The organism is Streptomyces sp. NPDC036764 (genome assembly GCF_055609385.1).
This window is the reverse complement of the sequence record NZ_JBVJPT010000005.1, coordinates 268,915-294,100: the sequence shown is the minus strand read 5'-3', so window position 1 is coordinate 294,100 and position 25,186 is coordinate 268,915. Positions and strand designations below refer to the sequence as shown.

The following is a 25,186-nucleotide window of genomic DNA, read 5'->3' as shown; positions in this document are numbered from 1 at the left end:
AGGAGGACCAGCTTCCGAATGGATGTGACTTTGGAGCCTGGCTTGACTTAGACAAAGTCCAAGATAGGATCGAGACCGTCTTTGGCCAGGTGGACAGGAGTGGCCGGAGTTGCTCGGACATACGCAGGAGGCGCACGTGACCCAGGGACCGCTCACGACGGAGGCCGGAGCTCCGGTCGCCGACAACCAGAACAGTGAGACCGCGGGCATCGGCGGCCCGGTCCTCGTCCAGGACCAGCTCCTGCTGGAGAAGCTCGCCCACTTCAACCGGGAGCGCATCCCGGAGCGCGTCGTGCACGCACGCGGCGCGGGCGCCTACGGCACCTTCACGGTGACCGCGGACGTCACGCCGTACACGCGCGCCGCCTTCCTCTGCGAGGTCGGCAAGCAGACGGAGACGTTCCTGCGCTTCTCGACGGTGGCCGGCAACCTCGGCGCGGCGGACGCCGTGCGCGACCCGCGCGGCTGGGCGCTGAAGTTCTACACCGAGGAGGGCAATTACGACCTCGTCGGCAACAACACCCCGGTGTTCTTCATCAAGGACGCCATCAAGTTCCCGGACTTCATCCACACCCAGAAGCGCGACCCGTACACGGGCAGCCAGGAGGCGGACAACGTCTGGGACTTCTGGAGCCTGAGCCCCGAGTCGACGCACCAGGTGACCTGGCTCTTCGGCGACCGCGGCATCCCGGCGTCGTACCGCCACATGAACGGCTACGGCTCGCACACCTACCAGTGGAACAACGAGGCCGGCGAGGTCTTCTGGGTCAAGTACCACTTCAAGACCGACCAGGGCATCAGGAACCTCACCCAGGAAGAGGCGAACAGGCTCGCCGGGGAGGACCCCGACTCCCACCAGCGCGACCTGCGCCAGGCCATCGAGCGCGGTGAGTTCCCGAGCTGGACCGTGCAGGTGCAGATCATGCCGGCGGCGGACGCGGCGACGTACCGCTTCAACCCGTTCGACCTCACCAAGGTGTGGCCGCACGAGGACTACCCGCCCATCGAGATCGGCAAGCTGGAGCTCAACCGCAACCCGCGCAACGTCTTCGCGGAGGTCGAGCAGTCGATCTTCTCCCCGGCGCACTTCGTGCCCGGCATCGGCCCGTCCCCGGACAAGATGCTCCAGGGCCGCCTCTTCGCCTACGGCGACGCCCACCGCTACCGCGTCGGCATCAACGCCGACCACCTGCCGGTGAACCGCCCGCACGCCACCGAGGCACGCACCAACTCCCGTGACGGATTCCTGTACGACGGCCGCCACGGCGGTGCGAAGAACTACGAGCCGAACAGCTTCGGCGGCCCCGCCCAGACGGACCGTCCGCTGTGGCAGCCGTTCGCGGGCTTCACCGCCGGCACCGGCAACCACGAGGCTCCCGCCCGCGCGGAGGACGACGACTTCGTACAGGCGGGCGACCTGTACCGCCTGATGTCCGAGGACGAGAAGGAGCGTCTGATCGCCAACCTGGCGGGTGCCATGGCGCCGGTCTCGCGCCAGGACATCGTCGAGCGCGCGATCGACAACTTCCGCCGGGCGGACGACGACTTCGGCAAGCGGCTGGACGCCGCGGTCCAGGCCCTGCGCGGCTGACACCAGCACTGGATCGCCTGCCGTGGCGGACGGGCCGGGTTCCTTCGGGGGGCCCGGCCCGTCGTGCGTGGTCAGGCAGGTACGTGCTGTCGTACGGGTGCCCAGCAGCGGATGATGTCGCGGACCGAGACGATGCCGACCGGCTCGCCGCGGTCCAGGACGATCAGGTGCCGGAAGCCGCCGTGCGCCATGGCGCGGGCCGCCTCCTCCAGGGTCCACGCCGGGGCGGCGAACACGACGTCGGTGGTGGTGTGGTCATGGGCGCGTTCGGCGTCCGGGCTCTGTCCCAGGCCGACGGAGATCAGGATGTCGCGTTCGGTGAGGATGCCGATGCCGCCCGCGTCGGGGTCGTGGACCACGGCCGCGCCGACCCGGCGGGCGGACATGAGTGCGGCGGCCTGGCGAAGGGTGTGGGTGGGGCCGATGGTGAGGACCACGGTGCTCATGGCGTCACGTACGAGCATGGATGGAGCCACCTCCTGAAGTGCCCCCGCACCGATTGTTCATGGATTCACAAATTCACAAGTGGGGGGACTCTCAGAGTGACAGGTAAAGAGGGGGTCAACAAGGGGGCGCTCAGTAGCCGATGGTGAAGCGGCGCTGGACGAACCGCGGCAGTTCCGCCTCGTCCACGAGGGCGATGGCGGCGTCCTCCGCCGAGATCCGGCTGAGGCCGTCGGCGTCTCGAACCGGCTGGTCGGTACCGATGCGGAACCGTCCCGTTCGTTCGCCGGGTGCGATGTCCTCGGCCGGGCTGAAGTAGGTCCACAGGCGATTCGAGGTGCGCAGGACGTTCAGGGCGTCCCGGTGGCCGCGTACCGCGGCGGCGTACTCCCTCGGCAGGCCGACCGCGTCGAGGGCTTCGTGCAGGAGTTCGTCGGAGTCGGCCCGTGTGACTCCGGGCTCGATCTCCAGGCTGCCGGCGCCGCCGATGACGATCAGCCGGGTGCGGGGGTGGCTCTGAAGTGCCTTGAGCAGTGCGCGCGCGGCGGTGGCGTAGACCGTGGGGTCGGCGATCGAGCGGGCCACGGTGTCGGTCATGTCCTTGGCGGCGTTTCCCGGCTGGAATCCGCTGATCAGTACGTCGAGGCCGGGTATCGCGGCGGCGACCGAGCCGGCATCCAGGACTTCGATGTTCTTCCACGTGATGTTCCTGCGGTCCTCCTTGATCCGGGTGGTGTCGCGGCTGAAGGCCGTGACGTGGTGCCCCCGGTCGAGGGCCTCGGTGACGACGCGGCTGCCGATGGTGCCCGTGGCCCCGATCACTCCGATGTGCATGGCTGTCCCCTCGGGTAGGTCGCCCTGCTGACTGCACGGCATGCAAAAACTATACGGCGTGCAGTAAATGGACAAGGCGCAATCCCGTGACGCTGTACAGTGATGCCGTGGGAAGCAGCATGGGGCGCCGCGAGCGACTGCGCCTGGAGACGACGGCGGAGATCAAGAAGGTCGCCCTGGAGCTGATGGCCACGGGCGGGCCCGACGCCATCACGCTGAGGGCCATCGCGCGCGAGATGGGCATGACGGCCAACGCCATCTACGGCTACTTCGCCACCCGCGACGACCTCGTCACCACGCTGATCAACGACGTCTACACCTCGCTGGCCGACACCGTGGACGCCGCATGGAGCGACGCCCTCGGGCGCGATCCGGCCGTCCGGATCCAGGCATGGGCCCGCGCCTTCAGGGACTGGGCGCTGGCCAACCCCGAGGGCTTCCGCCTCATCTACGGGGACCCTGTCCCCGGATACCGCCCGCCTGCGGGCGGCGCCGCCCCGGACGCCGCGCACCGCGTCTGCACCGGCATCACCGCCCTCGCGGACGCCGCCTGGCCGCAGGCCGAACCCCGTTACGCCGACAGCGACTTCGGCTGGTCAGACTTCGACCCGGGCCTGCTGGAGAAGGTCCGCCCGGCCTTCCCTCATCTGCCCCCGGCCGCCGTGGCCCTTGCCCTGCGGATCTGGAGTCACCTGCACGGCCTGGTGTCGCTGGAGGTCTACGGCCATCTGCAGGCCCAGGCCCTCAGCCCGGAGAAGCTCTTCCGCGAAGAACTGGCCCAACTCGTCCGCTCCCTGGACCTGGTACCGGAGAAGCAGCGTCAGGCGTGACCTGCCGGCGGCGCATCGGACGCCTGCCGGCGGGAGCGGTTCGAGCGTCAGTAGCGCTCGTTGAGGTACCCCAGGAACTCGTCGTGCAGCAGGCCGTTCGAGGCGGCGGCGTTGCCGCTGTGCGGGCCGGGGCGGCCGTCGAGTCCGGTGAAGGTGCCGCCCGCCTCCGTCACGATGATCGCGTTGGCGGCCATGTCCCACAGGGACAGCTCGGGCTCGGCGCAGATGTCCACCGAGCCCTCGGCGACCATCATGTAGGGCCAGAAGTCGCCGTACGCGCGCGTGCGCCACACCTCGCGCGTGAGATCGAGGAAACCGTTCAGCCGACCCTGCTCCTCCCAGCCGCCGAGCGAGGAGTACGCGAACGAGGCGTCCGCCAGCTTCGAGACCTGGGAGACACGCAGCCGGGACGCCGACGACAGGCTGCGGCCCGCGAAGGCGCCGTGCCCCTTGGCGGCCCACCAGCGCCGGCCGAGCGCGGGAGCGGACACCAGACCGACGACCGGCTGGAAACCGCCCTCGACGGCCTCCATGAGCGAGATGAGGGTGGCCCAGACAGGGACGCCGCGTACGTAGTTCTTGGTGCCGTCGATCGGATCGATCACCCAGCGGCGGGGCCCGGTGCCCTCGACGCCGTACTCCTCCCCGAGGATCGCGTCTCTCGGGCGGGCGCGCTGCAACTGGCCCCGGATCAGCTCCTCGGCGCCCTTGTCGGCCTCGCTCACCGGGGTCATGTCCGGCTTGGTCTCGACCTTGAGGTCGAGGGCCTTGAATCGGTCCATGGTGGTGGCGTCGGCGGCGTCCGCGAGGACGTGGGCGAGGCGGAGATCGTCGAGGTAGTCCGGCATGGGACGAACGCTATCTGCCGTGGTCGGGCTGGGGCTACTACGCCGGGGGCTCATGGGCGGGATACGCACGGTTGGCGGGGTGCCGCCGCGCGTACCGGCGGCACGCCCGGCGCGTGGCTCGCCACGGGGTAGCGCATGAGGTGCCCGCAGCCGCCCGCGGAGTGCCCGCTCACCCGTCGAGAACCCGCGCACCCGCTCCGAATGGCGCCCCCGCACGCCTTCGCGAACCCTTGACAGTGACCCTGTGCGCGTCAAATCTGGGCGCAGAGCCGCTCGTCCCCGGGAGGCGATGATGCCTGGAGCACGGGAATCCCTGTTGGACGCCGCTTACACGGCGCTGGCGCGCCGGCCGTGGTCCGCCGTGCGGATGGTGGACGTGGCCGCGGTGGCCGGAGTGTCCCGGCAGACGCTGTACAACGAGTTCGGAAGCAAGGATGGGCTCGCGCGTGCGCTCGTGCGGAGGGAGGCCGACGGCTACCTCGTCGGCGTCGACCGCGCCCTGGCCACCCCCAGCGACGCCCGCGACCGCCTCACCGCCACCGCGGAGTGGACCGTCGGCCTCGCCCGCGACAACGCCCTCGTGCGGGCCATGCTCACCGGCTGCTGGAGCGAAAGCCTGCCGTCGCCGACCCTCTCCGCCGTCCCGTCCTCCTCTGCGGTCCCGGCGCAGCGCCGCGCCGACGGACCCCTGCCCTCGCCCGGCGACTTCGTGGCCATCGTGCGCGACCGTGCCGTGTCCGTCCTGACGGGCCCCGGCACCAACAAGCCCGACACCGCCGATCTCGCCCGCTCCTGTGAACTCGTGGTCCGGCTGGCCCTGTCCTGCGTCGCCGCCCCGCCCGGCGAAGGAGGCGTCGCCGATCTCGTACGCAACTCGCTGTACCGGCAGTTGCCGGGCTGACCCCGACAGAGGGGCGGGTCTCAGTGCGACGAGCCGGAGAGCTGCAACCCGATGACCCCCACGATCACCAGCGTGATCGACAGGATCTTCAACGTCGACACGATGTCCCCGAGGAAGATCATCCCGTAGATCGCCGTACCCGCCGCGCCGATCCCCGTCCACACCGCGTACGCCGGCCCCACGTCGAGCTTGCGCAGCGAGAGGGTCAGCAACCCGAAGCTGCCGAGGGCGAAGATGCAGAAGGCGACGGTCGGCCAGAGCCGGGTGAACCCGTGCGACAGCTTCAGACAGACGGCGAAGCCGGTTTCGAGCAGCCCCGCCACGATGACCAGCAGCCACGCCATGTGCTGTCCTCCCGTATCCCCACGTACTGTGACCGCTTCGTCAGGCTTGGATCCGGCTCGGTGCGATTATGCCTTTACCGGACTCGCAGGAGGACAAACAACGCGAAGGTCAATCGCCTTCCTCGGCCGCCTTCCTCGGCCGCCTTCCTCAGTCGCCTTCCGTGCGCTCACGCGTGGCCAGCAACCGCCGCAGCGAGTAGAGCCGCGCGGGATCGGCGTGACCCTGTGCGACCCAGTCGTCCAGCGCGCAGTCCGGTTCGTCATGACTGCACGCACGCGGACAGCCCTCGGTTCCCGGCTGCAGGTCGGGAAACGCGTTGATCACACGCGAGGGATCGACATGCGCCAGGCCGAACGACCGCACGCCGGGGGTGTCGATCACCCAGCCGTCCATCCCCGGCAACGGCAGCGCCAGCGCCGACGTCGTCGTGTGCCGGCCGCGTCCCGTCACCGCGTTCACATGCCCCGTCGAACGCCGACGGTCCTGCGCCACCAGCGCGTTCACCAGCGTCGTCTTGCCGACACCCGAGTGCCCGACGAACGCCGTGACCCGGCCGCCCAGTTGCTCGCGCACCCGGTCCGCGGCGCCCCCGGTCGCCAGCTCCTCCCGGCTGGTGACGACATGCGGGATGTCCAACGCCCCGTACAGTTCCAGGATTTCGTCCGGCGACGCCAGGTCCGACTTGGTCAGCACCAGCAGCGGTTCGAGCCCCCCGTCGAACGCCGCCACCAGACAGCGGTCGATCAGCCGGGGCCGCGGCTCGGGGTCGGCGAGGGCGGTGACGATGGCGAGTTGGTCGGCGTTCGCGACCACGACCCGCTCGAACGGATCGTCGTCGTCGGCGGTACGGCGCAGCACCGAACTGCGCTCCTCGATCCGCACGATGCGCGCGAGGGTGTCCTTCTTGCCGGACAGATCGCCGACCAGCGCCACCCGGTCCCCGACGACCGCGGCCTTGCGGCCGAGTTCGCGGGCCTTCATCGCCAGCACGACCCGGTCGTCGACGAGGCAGGTCAGCCGCCCCCGGTCGACGGTGAGGACCATGCCCTCGGCGGCGTCCTCGTGTTTGGGCCGGATGTTCGTACGGGGTCGGGTGTTGCGACGACCCGGGCGGGTGCGGATGTCGTCCTCGTCGGTGTGCTTGCTGTAGCGGCGCATGGCGGTGTCTCCTACGCCCCGAGCATCCCGGTCCACAGTTCGGGGAAGTCCGGCAGGGTCTTCGCCGTCGTCGCCACGTTCTCGATCCGCACGCCCTCCACCGCGAGGCCGATGATCGCGCCGGCGGTGGCCATGCGGTGGTCCTCGTAGGTGTGGAAGACGCCGCCGTGCAGCCGGCGTGGGCGGATGTGCAGGCCGTCGGCCGTCTCGGTCACGTCACCGCCGAGTTCGTTGATCTCCTTGGTGAGCGCGGCCAGCCGGTCCGTCTCGTGCAGCCGCAGGTGCGCGACACCGCGCAGGGTGGAGGGGGAGTCCGCGAGGGCCGCCACGGCGGCGATGCCCGGGGTGAGTTCGCCGACCTCGCTCAGGTCCACGTCGATGCCGTGAATCGCACCCGAACCGGTGAACACGAGCCCGTACTCGGTGAGTTCGCAGGAACCGCCCATCTCGGTGAAGATCTCGCGCAGCCGGTCGCCGGGCTGGGTGGTGCGGGCCGGCCAGTCCGGGACGAGGACCTTGCCGCCGGCCACCAGCGCGGCGGCCAGGAACGGCTGGGCGTTGGACAGGTCCGGCTCGATGGTCAGATCGCGGCCCAGCAGAGCGCCCGGCGTGACCCGCCAGACGTTCGGCTCGCCGCCCGACTCCGGGGTGTCGACCTGGGCGCCGACCGCACGCAGCATGTCGACCGTCATGCGGATGTGCGGCATGGAGGGCAGCGAGGAGCCGATGTGCCGGACCTCGACGCCCTGGTTGAAGCGCGGGCCCGACAGCAGCAGGGCCGACACGAACTGGGACGACGACGAGGCGTCGATCTCCACCGTGCCGCCCTCCAGCGCACCCCCGCCGTGGACCGTGAGCGGCAGGGCGCCCCGGCCGTCGTCGTCGATACGCGCGCCCAGGACGCGCAGGGCGTCGATCACGCCGTGCAGGGGACGCTCGTACGACCTGGGGTCGCCGTCGAAGCGGACGGGGCCGTCGGCCAGCGCGGCGACCGGCGGCAGGAAGCGCATCACCGTGCCGGCGTTGCCGACGTCGACCGTGGCCGGGCCGCGCAGGCCCGCGGGGAGCACACGCCACGCCTCGCCGGTGCCCTCGGGGCCGACGCCCTCCTCGATGCCGACGCCCATGGTGCGCAGGGCACCGGCCATCAGCAGGGTGTCGCGGGAGCGCAGCGGGCGGCGCAGCCAGCCGGGCTCGCTCGCCAGGGCGGCCAGGACGAGGGCGCGATTGGTGACCGACTTGGACCCCGGCACGTGGACCGTCGCGTCGACGGGTCCGCTCGCGTGGGGGGCGGGCCAGAGGGCGGTGTGTGCGGCGGGGTTTTGGGCCATGGGTTCACTTTATAAGGAGCATGTGGTTCGGGTGCGGCGCCGTGGGGGCTGATCGCGCCCACGCGGCGGAGCCGCATATCGACAGGGCCCGCGCCCCTTGAGTTGGCTGGTCACACCGCCAGCAGCCACCTGCCGCCACCTATCAGCGAGCACAACGACACCGCGTGGAACAGGAAGAGCCACAAGCCCGCCGGTACGTGTGTCAGCCTCGAAAGCTGGTCCGCGTCCGAGTCCCCGGCACCCCCACGCGCCCGCTTCGCCTGCAGCTCGAACGCCGGCCGTACCCCGCCCACCAGCAGGAACCACACCACCACGTACGCGAACGCCGCCTGCACTTGCGGGCCGGTCAGCCAGGACACCAGAACGAAGGTGCCGCCGGTCACGAACACCGTCAGTGCTCCATACGCGTTGCGGATCATCACCAGCATCGCCACCAGCAGGGCCGTCGCCAGCCACAGCAGCAGGGTGATGCGGCCGCCGGCCAGGAGGGCGGCGCCGCCCAGGCCCAGCAGCGGCGGAGCCGTGTAGCCCGCGGCCGCGGTGAGGATCATGCCGATGCCGTGCGGCTTGCCACGGCTGACGGTGAGGCCGCTGGTGTCGGAGTGCAGGCGTATGCCGGTCAGCGTCCGGCCGGTCAGCAGCGCGACCAGTCCGTGGCCGCCCTCGTGGGCGATGGTGATGGCGTTGCGCGAGAGGCGCCACAGGCCGTGCGGGACGACCACGACGAGCGCGGCGACCAGTGTGGCGATCACCACCCACAGGTTCGGGTCGGGCTGGGTGCCGGCGACCTCGTCCCAGAGGGAGGCGAGCGAGGCGGATGCGGTGCTGTCCATGTAAGGCTTTGGCTCCCTTGGGGTCGGATGGAATCTGGCAGTGTGGCACGCATGCCTGGGCGCTAGCTGAGACGCCGACGTGGCAGCGATCGTTCCTGGCGGCGAACGCTCAGTTCACAGCGCTGGAGTCGGGGGAACGGCCCAAGGAGTACGGGGTCACGGCCCGTCGGTGTACCGGCGTGCCAGGGCGATCAGAGCGGCCCGGCCGCTGCGCTCGGTACGGTTCCTGAGGCTCGCGAGGTGCTTCTCGACGGTGCGTGGCGAGAGGAAGAGGTGCTCGGCGATCTCCTGGTTGCCCAGTCCTCGGCCGAGCAGGCGCAGCACCTCGTACTCCCGCGCGGTCACCCCCGCCCGCCGCAGTTCCTGCGGAATCGTGTCGTGGCCCTGGCGGCGGCGGGGAACGGGAGAGCCGGCTTCCCGCAGCAGGGCGCGGCAGGCCGCCGACACCCGTGTGGTGCCCCGGTCGTGGAAGAACTGCTCGGCGGCGCACAGCCACTCGACGGGGCGCCCCCAGCCGTCGGCGAGCGCCGCGGAGGCGCCCAGGCGCAGACCCAGGTGACGGGCCAGGGGGATGGCGTCGGTCCCGGCCAGTGCTTCCTCGGCCGCTTTGGCGGCCTCGGCGGCGCGTCCCTCGCGGCCCAGCAGTACGGCCCGGGACCACCCGGCGAAGGGCCGGTCCCAGTGGACCTGGGTGAGCCGGTCCGCGACGGCCCCGTCCAGCTCCGCCCAGCCGGCCGCGCCCCGCACGGTACGCAGGAGCAGGTACGGCCCAAGGAACCCGGTGACGCCGCGGGTACTGGGCAGTGCGCGCATGGCCTGGTCCGCCTCGGTGAACTCGGCCATCGCGCGGTCGGGTTCCTCCCGCAGCAGGGAGCAGATGCCCTGGGCCCAGCCCCACACGGAGGTGTCGGCGTAGCCCCAGAGTGCTCCGGCGCTCCGTCCGGCCAGTGCGCTCTGCATGGCGTGCAGTGCGGCCTGGAGTTTCTCCCGCTCGCCACGGGAGGCGGCGATGATGGCGTCCACTCCGACGCCGATGAGCTGCACCTCCCGCAGCCGCAGCCTGCGGGCCGTCGTCCTCAGCCGCCGGGCGGACTCCAGGGCCTGATCATGCTCGTCGCGCAGCACATGCGCCTGCGCCAGATGCATGTCGGCCCAGGCCGTCATGAGTACGGCACCGGTCTCCTCGGCCGCCTTCCGCGCGGCCAGCAGCCGATCGGTCCCGGTGAACCGGATCCGGTCCAGCACACCGAGTTCCAGCAGGCCGCGTATCCGCCAGACCGGCAGCGCATGAGTGTCGGCCGTGGCCACCAGGCGTTCGAACACCTTCTCCGTCTCGGCCAGATCCCGGGGCCGCAGGCAGTACCCCAGCATGTTCAGCGCCTTGCAGCTCACCTCCGGCAGCCCGACCTCCTCGGCGGTCGCCACGGCCCCTTCGGCCAGGGCCCTGGCGCTCTCCAGCCGGTCCGGGCGCTGCGAGTTGAGCACTAGGTGCGCGGCGACCGAGTCCAGGGCGGCGCGGGACGCCGGGTCCGGCTCGGCTCCGAGCAACTCCCGTGCCCGCCGTACGGCGGTCAGGCCCTCCTCCCACTGCTGCGCGGTGGCCGCGGCCCTGGCCCGGATCAGGAAACCCGCGGCGCGGCGGGCGGGCGGCGCGCCCCACGCGGTCAGGACACGGTCCAGTCGGTCGCCGAGCTCCGGGACGCGCCGGACGTCGCCCGTGAGGACGAGAGCGCCCAGCAGCTCCTCCAGGAGTCGGGCCACGGCCTCGGGCGGGGCGTCGGCCGCGTCGGCGGTCAGCTCCAGGCCCCGGTCGAGGAGTTCCACCGCGGTCAGCAGAGCGCCCCGCAGGACCGCCTGCCGGCCGGCTCGGGTGAGCAGTACGGCCGCCCGTGCCCGCTGCCCGCCGGCGACGCACAGCTCCGCGGCCAGGCGGTACAGGTCGTCGCCCGGGTCACCGCCGATCAGACCGTCGGGCTCCTGGGCCCGCCGGGCAGGGCGGCCGGCGTCCCGCTGCTGGGGCCCTGTCGCGTCGGCGGACTCGATCGCGTCGGCGGCGGCGAGGCACAGTGCCGCCCGCTCCGCGGGCAGCAGGCGCTGGGTGATGGCGTCGGCGGTCAGGGCGTGCCGGAAGGAGTGCCAGCCGGGCTCCTCCGCGGCGGCGCCGTCGGTGACCAGATGGGCGCGTGCCGCCTGCCGCAACTCGCGGAGCGCCGTCGTCCGGTCGACCCCGGCGACGCGGGCGGCGATGTCCACGGGGAAGCGCCTGCCCAGAACGGCCGCCGCTTCCAAGAGCGCGACGCCCGCCGGTTCCAGGTGGTCCACGCGCTGGAGGACGGCGGCGGCGACCGTCGCGGGCACGCCGGCGTCCAGCGAGCCGGTCACCGTCCAGTTGTCGCCCTGCCGCTGCACGAGGCTGCCGCTGTCGACCATGGCGGTCAGCAGTTCCTCCACCACGAAGGGGACACCCTCGGAGACGGCGTGCAGCCGGTCCAGTACGGCCGCCGGGACCTTGCCCGCGTCGTCGTGGCCCAGACAGCGGGCAGCCAGTTCCGCGGTGTGGGCGGGGCCGAGGCCGGCGAGGCGCAGCGTGCGGGCCGTACGGCGGGACGCGGCGGCCTCGGCGAGGTCGAGCGCGGGACCGGGCCCACCGCGCAGGGTGGCCAGCAGGACGGCGCGCTGGCCGGGAAGGTTGTCCGTGAGGTAGTCGACGATGGTGAGCGTGTCGGCGTCCGCGTCGTGCAGGTCCTCCAGCACCAGGACACAGCCGCCGGAGCGTCCGAGGGTCCCCAGCAGTCGCAGCACCGCTTCGGCGTAGCCCACCAGCGGCGCACCGTCCTGCGGCGCCAGCCCGCACAGCCGCGACAGCAGCGGCTCGTAGGGGCCCAGGTCCCCGTCTGCGGGCGCCCCTTCGCCGCGCAGTCCGGAGAACACGGCCTCCGCCAGCGGACGCAGCGGCACCGCGCGCCCGGCGGACGCGGCCCGCCCGCGCAGCACCCGCAGTCCGGAGCGCACGGCTGCGGCCGCTGTCTCCTCGACGAGGCGCGACTTGCCGATGCCCGGCTCGCCCAGCACGAACACCGACGAGCCCCGCCCCTCGCCCGCCGCTGCGACCGCCGCGGTCAGAAGATCCCGCTCCGGTTCTCTGCCGACCAGTGCCGATGACGACAACGACGACACTCAGGCCCCCTGCGCCCTCTTCCGGGATGTCCCCCGCCGGCACCCGTCGAATACTCCTTCGAGCCCGCACAGCGTAGTACCCACGAGTCACAAGGGCCGCACAACTACATGGGGGCTCTTCCCCGATGTCCGCGGCGGCCGGTGGACGGCACGCTTTCCTTCAGCAGGGCCGGGGGACAGGGCATGGCTCGGGGGACATGCCCTGCCTGCTGTTCTTTCATCGATCGGGGGTCGCCCACATGTCTTCAACGCCGCATGCCGTCAGATGGATCACCGCCGGAGTTCTGGGCGTGGCGCTGTGCGGGTGCTCGTCGCTCACCGCCGGTACCGGAGGGGATACCGGCGGATCGCGGTCGACGGGCTCGGCAGCGGACGGACCGGACGTGCCGGCGTTCGCCCAGGACCTGGAGCGGGTGTGCACGGAAGGGCTCGGCTACCCGGGGCTGCCCGCCTACGACCGCACGAAGAAGACCGTGCACCCGGCGATGCTCATGAACAAACCCGGTGACGACTGGTCGCAGTCCGAGCCGTCCGCCGGTGACTTCCCCAAGGGCTGGTTCCTCGGCTACGCGGACAAGCCGGCCGAGGCCGAGCTGGTCGTCTGTGTCGAGCGCACCAAGGCGACCGCGACCGGCAAGGTGTGCGACATGGAGGGCGACGACGGCAAACCCTTCAAGGTGCGTACGTACAACACCTCGTACCGCCTGAAGGTCGTCGAGGCGCGCACCGGTAAGGAGCTGTACAAGCACACGGGGGAGGCCAAGTCCGACGAGTGCCCGATGTACATATTCACCTCGGATGGCGAGGACAAGGGCAAGTACTACAACGAAGTGCGGCCCAAGGACTTCCGCAAGAACGTCCAGCCGTTCATCGCGCCGTAGGCTGCACCACGGCCGTCCCGCCCTCGCCCCTCCTCCGGAGGACCGCATGCCCGCCACGACCACCACCGTCGATCTCACCGAGCTCAGCGCCGCCCGCGGTGGCTCCCGCCGGCTCACCGGGCATCTCACCCGGCCCACCGGACCGGGCCCCTGGCCCGGTGTCGTCGTGGTTCACGAGGCGCTGGGCGTCAATGATGTGATGCACCGGCAGGCCGAAAAGCTGGCGAGCGCCGGGTACCTCGTGGTGATGCCGGACCTGTTCAGCGACGGAGGGGCCGTCCGCTGCCTGGTGCCGACCTTCCGGGCGGCCCTGTCCGGACACGGCCGTGCCTTCCGTGACATCGAGGCGGCCCGCACCCGCCTCGCCCGGGATCCCGACTGCACCGGGCGGATCGGCATCATCGGCTTCTGCATGGGCGGTTCCTTCGCGCTCCTCGCCGTGAGCGACGGCGAGTTCGACGCCGCTTCCGTCAACTACGGCCGCCCGCCGAAGGATCTCGACGCGGCGCTGGGCGGCTCCTGCCCCGTCGTCGCGAGCTACGGTGCCCGCGACCGTACGCTGCGCGGCGCGGCCCCCGCACTGGAGGCGGCGCTCGACCGGCTCGGCATCGTCCACGACGTCAAGGAGTACCCGGACGCCGGGCACTCCTTCCTCAACGACTCCGAGGTCGGGCCACGCGCGCTGCGTCCGCTGATGCGCGTCGCCGGGATCAAGCCGCACCCGGAGTCCGCTGCCGACGCCTGGCGGCGCATCGAGGACTTCTTCGCCACGCACCTCGAAGCGGGAAGCCGGAAGCCCTGATCGATTCTGCGGTCCGTGTCGGAGCGGTCTGCCACCCTTGATGGATCGCGCGCTGACCCGGCACCATGCCGACGGGTGCCGGCCAAGGCAGAGTGATCTGGCGTTTTCGCAGGTCGGATGGGTGGTTGTAGATGTGCGGACGGTATGCGGCCAGTCGTGGGCCCGAGGATCTCGCAGGAATCTTCGAGATCGAGAAGTGGGAGCCCGAGGAGACCCTCGAGGCGGACTACAACGTGGCTCCGACCAAGGAGGTCCACGTCGTCCTCGACCGTCCCTTGAAAGACGTGGACGACCCGCGGCCGGTCCGGCAACTGCGCAAGCTGAAGTGGGGACTGGTGCCGAGCTGGTCCAAGACCCCCGAGAGCGCCTTCAAGATGATCAACGCGCGCGCGGAGACGGTGCACGAGAAGCCGTCGTACCGGCGCGCGTTCACCTCCCGGCGCTGCATCATCCCCGCCGACGGCTACTACGAGTGGGTCACCGGCAGTCAGGAGCGGGACCTGGAGGTCGAGGGCAAGCGGAAGCGGCCCCGCAAGCAGCCGTACTTCGTGCTGCCCGCCGACGGCTCGGTGTTCGCGATGGCGGGGCTGTACGAGTTCTGGCGGGACTCGACCCTGCCCGACGAGCACCCGCAGGCCTGGTGGGTCACCTGCTCGGTCATCACCACGGAGGCCGAGACGACCCCGCTGGCCGTCGCGCCGGAGGAGGGCCCGCACACGCTCGCCGAGATCCACCCCCGGATGCCGCTGATGCTGACGCCGGACCGCTGGGACGCCTGGCTGGACCCCTCCCGCAAGGACCCCGAGGAACTGCGCACCCTGCTCGCCCCGCCGCCCGCCGGGCTGATGCGCGCCTACCCCGTCTCCACGCTGGTCAGCAACGTCCGCAACAACGGCCCGGAGCTGCTGAAGGAGCTGGACGGGCCCGAAGAGGGCACACTTTTCTGACGTGACGACCGAGTCTGAGGTGACGACCGAGACCGTGGGCACGGATGCGGGCGACGCCCGCGTCACCTGGCACCACGCGAAGAAGGCACGGCTGGTCCTGGCCGCGAGCCACGGCGCCGGAGGCGGCATCGGGGCGCGTGACCTCGTGGCGCTCGCGGCGGTCCTGCCGGCCCACGGGGTGACCGTCGCCCTGGTGGAGCAGCCCTGGCGGGTGGCCGGCAAGAAGGTGGCGCCCGCGCCGAAGACCCTGGACGTCGGCTGGCGGGGCCTGTGGCCCGCGCTCGCCGCACCGGGGCTGCCCGTGATCTCCGGCGGCCGCAGCGCCGGCGCCCGCGTCGCCTGCCGTACGGCCGTCGAACTCGGGGCGCGCGCCGTGCTCGCGCTCAGCTTCCCCCTCCACCCGCCGGGCAAGCCCGAGAAGTCCCGCGCCGAGGAACTGCTCGGGGCCGGGGTGCCGGTCCTCGTCGTGCAGGGCGGGAACGACCCGTTCGGCAGGCCCGAGGAGTTCCCTGACGGCGACTACGAGCTGGTCGAGGTGCCGTACGGCGATCACGGGTTCGCGGTGCCCAAGCGGGCGCCCCTCGACCAGGACGAGGCAGTGGCGATCGTCACGGCCGCCGCTGTGAAGTGGGTCGGGTCACTGGGGTAAAGCTTCGGGAATGTTGTGGACCCGGTCCCTGTTGTGGCGGACAGCGGTGCTGAACCGGCAGCGCACACGTCGTAGGAGAGGAAGTCCGCCGCATGGGTTCGACCTTCTGCCCGACCGCAGGCAGCCGCGCCGACCTGGAGTGGACGGTCCTGCATGCGGCCAGGACCACTCCTATTCGAGGGGCGGCAGGTACGGCAGGTCGTCTATCCTCCGATTCAGGTGGGACCGGTTTCGGCCCTGCCCGCAATCTTGAGGAGGTGGGTCCGGTTCCCGGTACCGACGCAGGGACCGACAACGGCCAGGCGGAGCAGCCCGAGGGCCTGGGCACGAGCGTGGACACGTCCGCGGAGTCGACCGCCGAGCGCAGCGCGCGCTTCGAGCGGGACGCGCTCGAATTCCTCGACCAGATGTACTCGGCCGCGCTGCGCATGACGCGCAACCCGGCCGACGCGGAGGACCTGGTGCAGGAGACGTACGCCAAGGCGTACGCGTCCTTCCACCAGTTCCGCGAGGGCACCAACCTCAAGGCGTGGCTGTACCGGATCCTCACCAACACCTTCATCAACTCGTACCGCAAGAAGCAGCGTGAACCCCAGCGCTCCGCGGCCGAGGAGATCGAGGACTGGCAGCTCGCCCGAGCCGAGTCGCACATGTCGACGGGCCTTCGCTCCGCGGAGTCGCAGGCGCTCGACCATCTGCCGGACTCGGACGTGAAGGAAGCGCTCCAGGCCATCCCCGAGGAATTCCGGATCGCCGTGTACCTGGCCGACGTAGAGGGCTTTGCGTACAAGGAGATCGCGGACATCATGGGGACACCCATCGGTACGGTGATGTCCCGGCTGCACCGGGGCCGCCGTCAACTGCGCGGCATGCTCGAGGACTACGCCCGCGAGCGCGGACTGGTCCCGGCCGGCGCCGGAGAGTCGAACGAAGCGAAAGGCTCGGGCTCATGAGCTGCGGAGAGCCGCACGAGACGGACTGCTCTGAGGTACTCGATCATCTCTACGAGTTCCTCGACAGCGAGATGCCGGACGTCGATCGTGACAAGTTCAAGCAGCACTTCCGGGAGTGCTCGCCGTGCCTGGAGAAGTACGGCCTCGAAGAGGCCGTGAAGAAGCTGGTCAAGCGGTGCTGCGGACATGACGACGTGCCCACCGACCTGCGCGCCAAGGTCCTGGGGCGGCTCGATCTGATCCGCTCAGGGCAGACCGTGCCCGAGCACGACATCACGGCCGCGCCGCAGGAATCCTGACGCATAGCCGTCACTCGAACGTGCTAATCCACCGGTCATAAGACCGCGAACCTCCCCTCGCCGCCCTAGGCTCCCATGCCTGAAGCGCGCGGCCGGGAGGGGCGTATGGAGGCGACACCCGTACGGGCCCGTGTCTGCATCGGCCTCGTCGCCCTCGGCGCACTGTGGTGTCTGCACCCGCTGCCGTCGACTCGGGTCCCCTGGTGGGCCGTGGCCCTGCTGGCCGCGCTCTACGCCGGGGGCGAGCGGCTTTCCGGTTCGTTCTATCCGGTGCTCCTCGCCGGCGCCTTTCTGCTGTCACCGTCCGCAGCCGCGCTGGTCGCGGTGCCGGGGGCGCTGATCGCCCCGGCCGGCGGCCGGCCACAGTTGCTGCGGCGTGTGTGGCGGGCGGCGCAACTGGTGGTCGGGGTGTGGACGGCCGCGTGGGTGTACCGGACGCTGGGCGAGCGGGACGCAGTGGTGGCGGCCGACTTCCCGCACGCGCTCGCGCACGCCGGCGCCGCGGTCCTGGCGTTCTGCGTGGTTCTCGCCGCGCTGGACGGCTCGATCCTCGCGCTCGCCGAGCGCCGGCCGCTACGCCGGGCCTGGCCCGAGCTGTTCCTGCCCTCGCTCGCGCCGATCGCCGTACACGGTCTCGCCGGGCTGATGATGGCCGTGCTGTGGCGCAGCCCCTACGGACCCGTCTCCGCGCTGCTCGTGCTGCTGCCGATGTGCGTGTCGTGGTGGGCGTTCGCCCAGTGCCACCGGGAACGCGCGGCCCATCAGGCCACCATCCGGGCGCTGGTGCAGGCCGTCGACATCAAGGACGGCTACACCCGCGGCCACAGCGAGCGGGTCGGTCAGGCCACCATGATGATCGCGCGTGAGCTGGGGTTCGCCGACGAGCGCGTCGAGGTGCTCCGCTTCGCCGGGATCCTGCACGACGTCGGCAAGCTCGGCGTGCCCACGCGGCTGCTCCGCAAGAACGGGCCGCTGACGCCCGAGGAACGGCGGGTCATCGAGCTGCACCCCGAGTACGGGCACGAGATGGTCCGCGGAATCTCCTTCCTCGGCGAGGCGCGGGCCGCCGTACTGCACCACCACGAGCGGCTGGACGGCACCGGGTACCCCTATGGGCTGAGCGGCGGTCAGATCCCGGAATCGGCGCGGGTGGTGGCGGTCGCGGACGCCTTCGACGCGATGACGTCGACCCGGTCCTACTCACGCGCCCGGCCGGTGCCCGTCGCCGTGCGGGAACTGGAGAAATGCGCGGGCTCGCACTTCGACCCCCGGATGGTCGCCGCCCTCGCCCGGGCCGTCGACCAGCACGGCTGGCACCCCGCGGTGACCGCCGACGAGAGCGCCGCGCCCGCGCCGCGCCCGCAGGTCGCGGGCGCGCCCGGAGCGCACCGGTGAGCGGCAGGCGGCCACCGGCCCTGCGTCCGCAGGTCCCGGGCGCCCCCGGAGCGCACCGGTGAGCGGCCCGCGGCCACCGGCCCTGCTCACCGTCGTCCACGGCTGCGCCGCCCTCCTCGCCGCGGGCTGTCTGCTCGGCATGCTGGGCGGCGGCCTCGTCGACCGCGGCACCGCCCTCGCCTTCGGGGCTTTCGTCACCCTCGGTGAGCTCACCCGCTGGACCGGGGCCGAAGGCAGGGAGGCCGCGCCCCTCGGCGCCGCCGCCGCGCTGTCGTACGCCCTGCTGGGGGAGAGCGGCGGTGAGCCCACCCGGCACGGCGTCGCCCAGGTCGTCGGCGTCGTCCTGGCCGCCTCGCTGCTCGGCAGCGTCCCGCACATCGCGCGCGGCCGCCCCGTGCTGGACCATCTCGCCCGGCGCGTGCTCACCGTCGGCTTCGCCGCGGCCTGCTTCCAACCCCTGTTCAACCAGGGCACGTTCCGCGGCTGGGGCACCTCCTACGCGCTGCTCCTGCTGGCGATCCTCACGCTCACCACCCTGTGCGACGCCGTGCTCGCGGCCGCGCTGGCGCACGCGCGCACCCGGTGGCCGTTCGGGCCGCTGCTGCGGGACGAGCTGCGGGCGACCCTCGGGGTCGGCTCGGCCGTCTGTGCCACGGGCGCGGTGATGGCGCCGGCGGTCGCCGTGGTCGGGCTGTGGGCGCTGCCTGTGTTCTCGCTGCCCCTGCTGCTGACCCAGATGTCCGTGCGGCGGTACACCGCCGTGCGCACCACCTACCGGCAGACCATCGCCTCCCTCGCCCGGGCCACCGAGATCGCCGGGTACACCCCGGCGGGACACGCCCGGCGGGTGGCCGCGCTCAGCCGGGAGGTCGGGCGGGAGCTGGGCCTGTCGGAGGCCGAGCTCACCGTGCTGGAGTACGCGGCCCTCATGCACGACATCGGGCAGCTCAGCCTTCTCGACCCGGTGCCGGCCGGCGCCACCGCCGTACTGCCCGTCGAGGAACAGCGCAGGATCGCGCTGCTCGGCGGGGCGGTCGTACGGCAGACCGGGGTGAGTCCGCAGGTCGCGATGGTCGTGGAGCGGCTCGCCGACCCCTGTCCGGAGCAGCCGGTCGCCGCGCGGATCGTGCGGGCGGTCAACGCCTACGAGGAGAAGGCGCGGGACGCCGGGCCGGACGGGCCGCTGAAGGCCCTGGAGGAGCTACGGCTGGGCACCGCCGGGGACTACTCGCCGGAGGTGGTGGGATCACTGGCGCGGGTCCTGTCGGGTCGTAGGGGCGGCGCGCTGGGGGTGCCCCCGGGCGTTCGGCTCCGGGAGAGCCCCGGGCAGGGTGGTGGTGGGTGACGGGCGGGCGGTCTGACAGTGCCTGTGGCTGGGTAACCCATGGGTAATGAGCGCCCTTCCAGCCGTACGTGGTTGGATGCGAATGAGAGGGTGTCCGGGGGCGAGCACTAGCCAGCCCACTCCACGGAACTGGCAGGCGGGAATCGTGAGGATCTTCGGCAAGGGACGGCACCGGCCCTCCGCCTCCTGGCGGCAGGCCACCGACCGGGCGTTCACACTCATCGGCGACGGCCGGTACGAGGACGCGGGCGCGCTGCTTACACGTGCCGCCGATCTGGAGCCCTGGCTTTCGGAGTCCTGGTTCAACCTCGCGCTGCTGCACAAGTTCCGGCACGACTGGGAACAGGCCCGGGCGGCCGGACTGCGTGCCGTGGCGCTGCTCGACCGGGAGACCGGGGCGCCCGACTGGTGGAACGTCGGCATCGCGGCCACCGCACTCCAGGACTGGCCGCTGGCCCGGCGGGCCTGGCAGGCGTACGGACTGAGAGTGCCCGGTGGGGCGACCGAGTCCGGTGAGCCGGCCGGCATGGACCTCGGCAGCGCGGCCGTACGGCTGTCCCCGGAGGGGGAGGCCGAGGTCGTGTGGGGGCGACGCCTTGACCCCGCCCGGATCGAGGTGCTGTCAATTCCGCTGCCGTCCTCGGGGCGGCGCTGGGGCGAGGTCGTGCTGCACGACGGGGTGCCGCACGGCGAGCGGACCACGGCGTCCGGGCACGCCTTCCCCGTCTTCGACGAGATCGAGCTGTGGGCGCCCTCGCCCGTGCCCACCTGGGTGGTCCTCTTGGAGGCCGCCACCGAGGCCGACCGGGACGCGCTGGAGCAGCTCGCCGCGGACGCCGGGTTCGCGGCGGAGGACTGGTCGTCGTCCGTGCGGCTGCTGTGCCGGATGTGCTCCGAGTCGCGGATGCCGTCGGACGAGGGCGACGGGGAGCACCTGGATCCGCACGACCACAGCGAGCCGGGGCACCCCGGGCCGCTGGGGCACCGGACCGACGGGCAGCTCTGGGTGCCGGAGCGCGAGTGCGGGGTGGCTGCGCCGGCCGCGCTGGTCAGGGGGTTGCTGGACGGGTGGGTCGCGGACAGTCCGGATTCTCGGGATTGGCGGGACTTGGAAGAGGTCTGTTAGGTCCGTGGCCGGCAGCGGCGCCGTCGTGGCTGGTCGCGCAGTTCCCCGCGCCCCCCTTCGGGGGCGCGACTCCCCGTACCCTGTATCAGCACCACACCCCTGTTTTTCTGAGGAAGGCATACGTCGGTCATGGCCCAGCAGGACACCGAGCAGCAGCACGCGGGCGTGCTCCCCGTGGACGACGAGGGGTTCGTCGTCGACACCGAGGACACGGAGGAGCGCGAGAACGCCTGGCGTGAGCGCGGCACCTCGCGGCCGATCACCGTCGTGGGGAACCCGGTCCTGCACAAGGAGTGCAAGGACGTCACCGAGTTCGGCGCCGAGCTGGACCAGCTCGTGGCGGACATGTTCGCCTCGCAGCACACCGCCGAGGGCGTGGGCCTGGCCGCCAACCAGATCGGCGTCGATCAGAAGGTCTTCGTCTACGACTGCATGGACGACGAGGGCAAGCGGCACGTCGGTGTCGTCTGCAACCCCAAGCTCGTCGAGCTGCCCGCCGAGCAGCGCCGGCTGGACGACAGCAACGAGGGCTGCCTGTCCGTGCCGACCGCGTACGCGCCGCTCGCCCGGCCCGACTACGCCGAGGTGACCGGGCAGGACGAGAAGGGCAACCCGATCAAGGTGCGCGGGACCGGCTACTTCGCTCGGTGTTTGCAGCACGAGACGGACCACCTGTACGGCTACCTCTACATCGACCGGCTCTCCAAGCGCGAACGCAAGGACGCGCTGCGGCAGATGGCCGAGAACGAGCCCCGCTACCCCGTGGTCGCCAACGACTGAGCACGGCCCTTCGGCCCCACAAGTCACTTACGCACGGCGCCTGGTCAGGTTCCCCCTCCCGACCAGGCGCCGTTCGCATGTCCGTAGCACGTTCGATCCCATACACGCAGGTAGTGATCCAAATCTAGTCACAAAGAGGGAGAATCTCGGCACTCAGGGGTAGTGAAAGAAGCAAATCCATTCCCAGAACGGTCAGTTATGGTGCTGAATGGAAGTGCGGGGATACGCGACGGCGCACGCCCGGCACAGCGAGAGGGGCGTGCACGACTGCACAACTGGCGGCTGAGAGGAGTTTGTTCGTGCATGCTTTCTCGGACAGCACCACAGCGACACCGACGGCGGTCCCGGTTCCACCGTCGCTCTCTCTCCCGATGATCGAAGCGGCCTTTCCCAGGCAACTGCATCCGTATTGGCCCCGACTCCAGGAGAACACCCGCGCCTGGCTGCTGAAAAAACGTCTGATGCCGGCCGACAAGGTCGAAGAATATGCCGACGGCCTTTGCTACACGGACCTGATGGCGGGGTACTACATTGGCGCCCCCGACGACGTACTCCAGGCGATTGCGGACTACAGCGCGTGGTTCTTCGTCTGGGACGACCGGCACGACCGCGACATCGTCCACCAGCGCCCGGCCGCCTGGCGGCGACTCAGGGACGTGCTGCACGTGGCGCTCGACTCCCCCGAGGACCATCTGCACCACGCGGATCCGCTGGTCGCGGGGTTCGCGGACAGTGTGGCGCGGTTGTACTCGTTCCTGCCGCACACCTGGAACATCCGGTTCGCCCGGCACTTCCGCGCCGTGATCGAGGCGTACGACCAGGAATTCCGCAACCGCGTCGAAGGGGTGATCCCAACCGTCGAGGAATACCTCGAACTGCGCCGGCTCACCTTCGCCCACGCGATATGGACCGATCTGCTGGAGCCGAGCGCGGGAATGGAACTGCCGGACTCCGTACGACAACATCCCGCATATCGACGGGCGGCTCTACTGAGTCAGGAATTCGCCGCCTGGTACAACGACCTGTGTTCATTCCCGAAGGAAATCGCGGGCGACGAGGTGCACAATCTCGGAATCAGTCTCATCACCCACAAGGGGCTGACTCTCGAAGAGACGGTGACGGAAGTCAGGCGACGGGTCGAGGACTGCATATCCGATTTCCTCGTGGCCGAGCGAGAGGCCCTGGAATTCGCGGACCTGCTCGCCGACGGCACCTTGTGGGGATGGGAACTCGGCGCCGCCGTGCGCGCCTGTGTCGGCAATATGCGCAACTGGTTCAGCTCCGTCTACTGGTTCCACCACGAGTCCGGCCGTTACCGGGTCGAGAGCTGGGACGACCGGTCCACGCCCCCGTACGTCAACAACGAAGCGGCAGGTGAGAAATGACCGTCGAGTCAGTACGCCCCGAGGCCCAGCCCGGTGCGGCCCCGGAACTGCGTGAACCGCCCCTCGCGGGCGGTTCGGTTCCGCTTCTCGGCCACGGCTGGCGGATGGTCCGTGACCCGCTGGCCTTCGTGACGACGCTGCGCGAGCACGGAGACGTCGTGCGGATCAAGCTCGGACCGAAGACGGTGTACGCCGTCACCACACCGGACCTCACCGGCGCGCTGGCGCTGAGCACCGACTTCGAGATCGCCGGGCCGCTGTGGGAGTCCCTGGAGAGCCTGCTCGGCAAGGAGGGCGTGGCCACCGCCAACGGGCCGCGCCACCGGCGTCAGCGGCGCACCATCCAGCCCGCCTTCCGGCTCGACGCGATCCCCGGGTACGGGCCGGTCATGGAGGAGGAGGCGCATGCGCTGACCGAGCGCTGGAAGCACGGCGAGACCGTCGACTGCACCTCCGAGTCCTTCCGGATCGCGGTGCGGATCGTCGCGCGGTGCCTGCTGCGCGGCGCGTACATGGACGAGCGGGCCGACCGGCTGTGTGCCGCGCTGGACTCCCTCTTCCGCGGTATGTACCAGCGGATGGTGATCCCGCTCGGGCCGCTTTACAAGCTGCCTCTCCCAGCCAACCGCACATTCAACCGTGCCCTGGCCGATTTCCATCTCCTGGTCGACGAGGTCGTCGCCGAGCGCCGGGCATCCGGTCAAAAGCCGGACGATTTGCTGACGGCATTGCTGGAGGCGAAGGACGAGAATGGCGACCCCATCGGGGAGCAGGAGATCCACGATCAGGTCGTCGCGATATTCACCGCGGGCGCCGAAACCGTGGCCTCCACGATCTTGTGGCTGCTCCATGTGCTCGCGGAACATCCGGAACATGCCGACAAGGTGCGCGCGGAGGTCGATTCCGTCACCGGCGGGCATCCCGTGGCATTCGAGGACGTCCGCAGCCTGCGGCACACCAACAATGTCGTGGTGGAGGCGATGCGTTTGCGTCCCGCGATCTGGATTCTCACGCGACGGGCGGTGACCGATACGTCACTCGGTGGCTATCGCATTCCGGCCGGGGCCGACATCGTCTACAGCCCCTACGCCGTCCAGCGCGACCCGAAGTCATACACGCGCAACCTCGACTTCGACCCCGATCGCTGGCTTCCGGAACGCGCCAAGGAGGTGCCGAAATACGCCATGAGCCCGTTCGGCGTCGGCAACCGCAAGTGCCCGAGCGACCACTTCTCGATGGCCATGCTGACGCTGATCACGGCGGCGCTGTCCACCGAGTACCGCTTCGAGCAGGTGCCCGGTTCGAACGACGCGACCCGGGTGGGGATCACGCTGCACCCGCACACGCTGCTGCTGAGGCCTACGCGGCGCTCGGCCCCTGGAACGTCCGCCGGTAGGCCTGAGGTGTCGTCCCCAGCGCGGTGACGAACTGATGGCGCAGAGCGGCCGCGGTGCCGAACCCCGTTCGGCCCGCGATCGCGTCCACCGTCTCGTTCGTCGCCTCCAGCAACTCCTGGGCCAGCAGCACGCGTTGGCGCAGGATCCAGCGGTAGGGAGTCGTCCCCGTCTCTTGCTGGAAGCGGCGGGCGAAGGTGCGCGGGGCCATGTGCGCGCGTTCGGCGAGCTGCTCGACCGTGACGTCCTCGTCGAGGTGGCGCTCCATCCAGGCCAGCACCTCGCCGACCGTGTCGCACTGGGCGCGCGGCAGCGGGCGCTCGATGTACTGGGCCTGCCCGCCGTCCCGGTGCGGCGGCACCACCATGCGCCGGGCGATCTTGTTGGCGACCTCGGGCCCCTGCTCCTGGCGCACGATGTGCAGACAGGCGTCGATACCGGCGGCGGTGCCGGCGCTGGTGACCACCGGCCCCTCGTCGACGTACAGCACATCGGGCTCGACGATCGCCCGCGGGTGCTGTCGGGACAGTTCCCCGGCGTGCTTCCAGTGGGCACTGCACCGCCGGCCGTCGAGCAGCCCGGCGGCGCCCAGCACGAAGACGCCGGAGCACACACTGAGCACCCGCGCGCCCCGCTCGACCGCCCTGACCAGGCAGTCCAGCAGCTCGGGCGGATAGTCGCGCACGACATAGTCGCGGCCTGCGGGCAGCGCGATCAGGTCGGCCTCCTCCAGCTTCTCCAGACCGTAGGGCGTGGAGACGGTGAGTCCGCCGACATGGGTGCCCAGCGTCGGCCCCTCCGCCGAGACGACGGCGAAGTCGTACGTGGGCAGCCCTTCGTCGCTGCGGTCGATGCCGAACACCTCGCAGACGACGCCCAGTTCAAAGGGGTGAACGCCGTCGAGGAGGACGGCGGCGACGTTTTTCAGCATGCTGCCA

General features: G+C 71.0%; 24 protein-coding genes. 15 read left to right on the top strand and 9 right to left on the bottom strand.

Going from position 1 to position 25,186, the window contains the following annotated elements:
• Nucleotides 1–136 precede the first annotated feature (136 nt).
• Nucleotides 137–1,591: a catalase gene (locus tag ACZ69Q_RS22030; protein ID WP_471044359.1), complete on the top strand. Its 1,455-nt coding sequence runs from the start codon at nt 137–139 to the stop codon at nt 1,589–1,591.
• Nucleotides 1,592–1,662: 71 nt separating this feature from the next.
• On the opposite strand, the gene ACZ69Q_RS22025 is transcribed toward ACZ69Q_RS22030, so the two are convergent.
• Together ACZ69Q_RS22025 and ACZ69Q_RS22020 are read right to left on the bottom strand one after the other, a co-directional pair.
• Complete coding sequence (locus ACZ69Q_RS22025) at nt 1,663–2,055, bottom strand: CBS domain-containing protein (RefSeq protein ID WP_471044357.1); 393 nt, start codon at nt 2,053–2,055, stop codon at nt 1,663–1,665.
• Nucleotides 2,056–2,167: 112 nt separating this feature from the next.
• Nucleotides 2,168–2,869, bottom strand: coding sequence for an NAD(P)-dependent oxidoreductase (locus tag ACZ69Q_RS22020; protein ID WP_471044356.1), 702 nt, complete (start codon nt 2,867–2,869; stop codon nt 2,168–2,170).
• 107 nt (nt 2,870–2,976) lie between these two features.
• Between ACZ69Q_RS22020 and ACZ69Q_RS22015 the strand changes: the two genes are divergently transcribed.
• On the top strand, nt 2,977–3,699 hold the full coding sequence (locus tag ACZ69Q_RS22015) for a TetR/AcrR family transcriptional regulator (RefSeq protein WP_471044355.1): 723 nt from the start codon (nt 2,977–2,979) through the stop codon (nt 3,697–3,699).
• A gap of 47 nt (nt 3,700–3,746) precedes the next feature.
• Here the strand turns inward: ACZ69Q_RS22015 and hisN are convergent, their stop codons facing one another.
• Complete coding sequence (hisN, locus tag ACZ69Q_RS22010) at nt 3,747–4,547, bottom strand: histidinol-phosphatase (protein ID WP_471044354.1); 801 nt, start codon at nt 4,545–4,547, stop codon at nt 3,747–3,749.
• 292 nt (nt 4,548–4,839) lie between these two features.
• Between hisN and ACZ69Q_RS22005 the strand changes: the two genes are divergently transcribed.
• Nucleotides 4,840–5,448: a TetR/AcrR family transcriptional regulator gene (locus ACZ69Q_RS22005; RefSeq protein WP_471044352.1), complete on the top strand. Its 609-nt coding sequence runs from the start codon at nt 4,840–4,842 to the stop codon at nt 5,446–5,448.
• Nucleotides 5,449–5,468: 20 nt separating this feature from the next.
• On the opposite strand, the gene ACZ69Q_RS22000 is transcribed toward ACZ69Q_RS22005, so the two are convergent.
• From ACZ69Q_RS22000 to ACZ69Q_RS21980, 5 genes are all read right to left on the bottom strand, one after another.
• Nucleotides 5,469–5,792 carry a DMT family transporter gene (locus ACZ69Q_RS22000; RefSeq protein WP_471044350.1) on the bottom strand — a complete coding sequence of 108 codons (324 nt, stop codon included), beginning with the start codon at nt 5,790–5,792 and terminating at the stop codon, nt 5,469–5,471.
• Between the two features lie 148 nt (nt 5,793–5,940).
• A complete protein-coding gene (rsgA, locus tag ACZ69Q_RS21995; protein ID WP_471044348.1) occupies nt 5,941–6,951 on the bottom strand; it encodes a ribosome small subunit-dependent GTPase A in 1,011 nt (336 codons plus the stop codon).
• An 11-nt stretch (nt 6,952–6,962) separates the two neighbouring features.
• On the bottom strand, nt 6,963–8,282 hold the full coding sequence (gene aroA / locus ACZ69Q_RS21990; protein WP_471044347.1) for a 3-phosphoshikimate 1-carboxyvinyltransferase: 1,320 nt from the start codon (nt 8,280–8,282) through the stop codon (nt 6,963–6,965).
• A gap of 110 nt (nt 8,283–8,392) precedes the next feature.
• Nucleotides 8,393–9,115: a M50 family metallopeptidase gene (locus ACZ69Q_RS21985; protein WP_471044345.1), complete on the bottom strand. Its 723-nt coding sequence runs from the start codon at nt 9,113–9,115 to the stop codon at nt 8,393–8,395.
• A 156-nt stretch (nt 9,116–9,271) separates the two neighbouring features.
• Nucleotides 9,272–12,292, bottom strand: coding sequence for a helix-turn-helix transcriptional regulator (locus ACZ69Q_RS21980; RefSeq protein WP_471044343.1), 3,021 nt, complete (start codon nt 12,290–12,292; stop codon nt 9,272–9,274).
• 383 nt (nt 12,293–12,675) lie between these two features.
• Here ACZ69Q_RS21980 and ACZ69Q_RS21975 point away from each other — a divergent pair, with 383 nt between their 5' ends.
• The 12 genes from ACZ69Q_RS21975 (at nt 12,676) to ACZ69Q_RS21920 (ending at nt 24,278) form a co-directional block, all read left to right on the top strand.
• Complete coding sequence (locus ACZ69Q_RS21975; protein ID WP_471044341.1) at nt 12,676–13,173, top strand: hypothetical protein; 498 nt, start codon at nt 12,676–12,678, stop codon at nt 13,171–13,173.
• Between the two features lie 46 nt (nt 13,174–13,219).
• On the top strand, nt 13,220–13,975 hold the full coding sequence (locus tag ACZ69Q_RS21970; RefSeq protein ID WP_471044340.1) for a dienelactone hydrolase family protein: 756 nt from the start codon (nt 13,220–13,222) through the stop codon (nt 13,973–13,975).
• Between the two features lie 131 nt (nt 13,976–14,106).
• Nucleotides 14,107–14,922: an SOS response-associated peptidase gene (locus ACZ69Q_RS21965; protein ID WP_471044338.1), complete on the top strand. Its 816-nt coding sequence runs from the start codon at nt 14,107–14,109 to the stop codon at nt 14,920–14,922.
• A 1-nt stretch (nt 14,923) separates the two neighbouring features.
• Nucleotides 14,924–15,571, top strand: a complete 648-nt coding sequence (locus ACZ69Q_RS21960) for an alpha/beta hydrolase family protein (RefSeq protein WP_471044335.1) — start codon at nt 14,924–14,926, stop codon at nt 15,569–15,571.
• A 257-nt stretch (nt 15,572–15,828) separates the two neighbouring features.
• The gene (sigR, locus tag ACZ69Q_RS21955; protein WP_471044332.1) at nt 15,829–16,524 is read left to right on the top strand and encodes an RNA polymerase sigma factor SigR; all 696 of its coding nucleotides are present in this window, start codon (nt 15,829–15,831) and stop codon (nt 16,522–16,524) included.
• On the top strand, nt 16,521–16,823 hold the full coding sequence (rsrA, locus tag ACZ69Q_RS21950) for a mycothiol system anti-sigma-R factor (RefSeq protein WP_471044330.1): 303 nt from the start codon (nt 16,521–16,523) through the stop codon (nt 16,821–16,823). The genes sigR and rsrA overlap by 4 nt, the downstream gene beginning before the upstream one ends.
• A gap of 105 nt (nt 16,824–16,928) precedes the next feature.
• On the top strand, nt 16,929–18,218 hold the full coding sequence (locus ACZ69Q_RS21945; RefSeq protein ID WP_471044328.1) for an HD-GYP domain-containing protein: 1,290 nt from the start codon (nt 16,929–16,931) through the stop codon (nt 18,216–18,218).
• 58 nt (nt 18,219–18,276) lie between these two features.
• Nucleotides 18,277–19,563, top strand: coding sequence for an HD-GYP domain-containing protein (locus ACZ69Q_RS21940; protein ID WP_471044326.1), 1,287 nt, complete (start codon nt 18,277–18,279; stop codon nt 19,561–19,563).
• 145 nt (nt 19,564–19,708) lie between these two features.
• On the top strand, nt 19,709–20,689 hold the full coding sequence (locus tag ACZ69Q_RS21935) for a tetratricopeptide repeat protein (RefSeq protein WP_471044324.1): 981 nt from the start codon (nt 19,709–19,711) through the stop codon (nt 20,687–20,689).
• Between the two features lie 129 nt (nt 20,690–20,818).
• Nucleotides 20,819–21,469: a peptide deformylase gene (gene def / locus ACZ69Q_RS21930; RefSeq protein ID WP_471044321.1), complete on the top strand. Its 651-nt coding sequence runs from the start codon at nt 20,819–20,821 to the stop codon at nt 21,467–21,469.
• A gap of 299 nt (nt 21,470–21,768) precedes the next feature.
• Nucleotides 21,769–22,854, top strand: coding sequence for an epi-isozizaene synthase (cyc1, locus tag ACZ69Q_RS21925; protein ID WP_471044320.1), 1,086 nt, complete (start codon nt 21,769–21,771; stop codon nt 22,852–22,854).
• Entirely contained in the window at nt 22,851–24,278 is a 1,428-nt protein-coding gene (locus ACZ69Q_RS21920) for a bifunctional albaflavenone monooxygenase/terpene synthase (RefSeq protein WP_471044318.1), read from the top strand. Before cyc1 ends, ACZ69Q_RS21920 begins: the two co-directional genes overlap by 4 nt.
• Here ACZ69Q_RS21920 and ACZ69Q_RS21915 read toward each other — a convergent pair.
• Nucleotides 24,214–25,179: a helix-turn-helix domain-containing protein gene (locus tag ACZ69Q_RS21915; RefSeq protein ID WP_471044316.1), complete on the bottom strand. Its 966-nt coding sequence runs from the start codon at nt 25,177–25,179 to the stop codon at nt 24,214–24,216. The two genes, ACZ69Q_RS21920 and ACZ69Q_RS21915, sit on opposite strands and share 65 nt — an antisense overlap.
• Between the last annotated feature and the right edge of the window lie 7 nt (nt 25,180–25,186).